Here is a 1,473-nt window from a genome sequence, read left to right as displayed (position 1 = left end):
ATCAAAGGAGAAACGGCAGCCGGGACGAATTTGTCGACTAAAACGGCAGATTATCTGCGGGACATGCAGAAGGTTAACACTAACCAGTTGGTTAAGGTGTTTGATCCGAAACAGAACGACAGTAAGCTGAACGTATTTGGTCAGCAGTTTGAGCAGGTGTTAGGTGAGGGCGGCAGCAACAAGCAAGGTAATAGTAAGGTTTTCTCTACAGAAAAATTATCTCAGCAAGTGATTTTTGATTATGCTCAATCACTAACTGGCGGAAAACCCTTGACAGAATTGCCGACTGCTCCCGGTCGATTTTATGCAGTGTTGGATAATGGGGGTATCTTGAATCTCCGAAATGTTTCCCGGAGCAGCGACGAAACTAAAGCCCGATGGACGATAGAAATTAAAGGTAATGAGCAATTTGAAGCCTTACAAGGGAAAGTTAAAAAGAGAATTGAAATAAAGTTTCGATAAGGGGAGTTATATGTTGTATAGCGATGACTTATACCAACTGTTTAGCAAGGAATTAGAAGGTTCATCCATAGGAACAGTATGGTCGGCAATGAGAGCAGATAACTTCGACAAAGAGGAAATTTCGTATGATGAGAAGAAAAATTATTTTTTGGAACTGCTCCAAAGGCTTATGGATGATGGGAAAATCAAGTTGGCTTCCCATGGTGTTTTCCTCACAGGGAATGTAGATGAACAAATAAAAAAATTTAGAGATGCATTACCCTCATGTGAGGAAGGCCTTTATCACGATTTATGGTTCACTCTTGAGGAGTGCCCCGGTGGCATCGTCTGGATCCATGACAGCGGCTATGAAGATTGGACCTGACCCGCACATAGAAACGGCTCTTCGGAGCCGTTTTCGCTTGATGTTGTACCTCATATAAACGGCGATAGGACGCAGCGGGCAAACCGCTCAATCCAAACAACGTCAAACTGCCGCAGCTGAGCAATGGCGACTGGAGCAAGGTGGCGCAGCGGGTGGCCGGGCAATCGGTCATCAGCTGCAGCCTGAATACCGCCATCAATGGCGGTAGCTTCAAGGGCAACCTGACCAATGCGCTGCTGGCGAACATCGGCAGCCAGGTTCAGGCCGAGGGCGCCAATCTGATTGGGGATAACGGCGAAGTCCTGGGCGCGGCCGGGAAGTCAGTCAGCCATGCGGTTGTGGCGGGCATCGCCGCGGAAATCGGGCGCGGCGATGGTAAAGGGGCTGCAGCCGGGGCGCTGGCGGCGGAGCTAGCCGGCGTCGTTATGCAGAGCACGTTGTTCGAACCTGCCAATCTCAACGAAAAGGAACGCCAGCTCTATCGTCTGCAGGAAGCGTTAAACGGCAACGAAGCCAAGGAACAGACGGCACGAGTAATCGGGGCTTTGACCGGGGCGTTGACAACACATACGCCGGAAGGCGCCTACAGTGCTGCAGACAGCGCGCAGTCGGTTTATCGCTACAACATGACCGAACATATGTTGATG

At 49.9% G+C, this 1,473-nt stretch carries 1 protein-coding gene and 2 pseudogenes; all 3 read left to right on the top strand.

Annotated elements, in window-relative coordinates; translation table 11 throughout:
• Positions 1-462 (top strand): annotated as a pseudogene (locus ACOWVD_RS25455) (hypothetical protein); the annotation flags it as partial.
• Between the two features lie 10 nt (positions 463-472).
• On the top strand, positions 473-826 hold the full coding sequence (locus tag ACOWVD_RS25450; RefSeq protein WP_197799194.1) for a DUF596 domain-containing protein: 354 nt from the start codon (positions 473-475) through the stop codon (positions 824-826).
• Positions 827-894: 68 nt separating this feature from the next.
• Positions 895-1,473: pseudogene (locus ACOWVD_RS25445) on the top strand (DUF637 domain-containing protein); the annotation flags it as partial.

The organism is Serratia sp. SA088 (assembly GCF_049065515.1).
GTDB lineage: Bacteria > Pseudomonadota > Gammaproteobacteria > Enterobacterales > Enterobacteriaceae > Serratia > Serratia nematodiphila.
The sequence above is the reverse complement of the archived record's forward strand: the minus strand, read 5'-3'. Positions and strand labels throughout refer to the sequence as shown.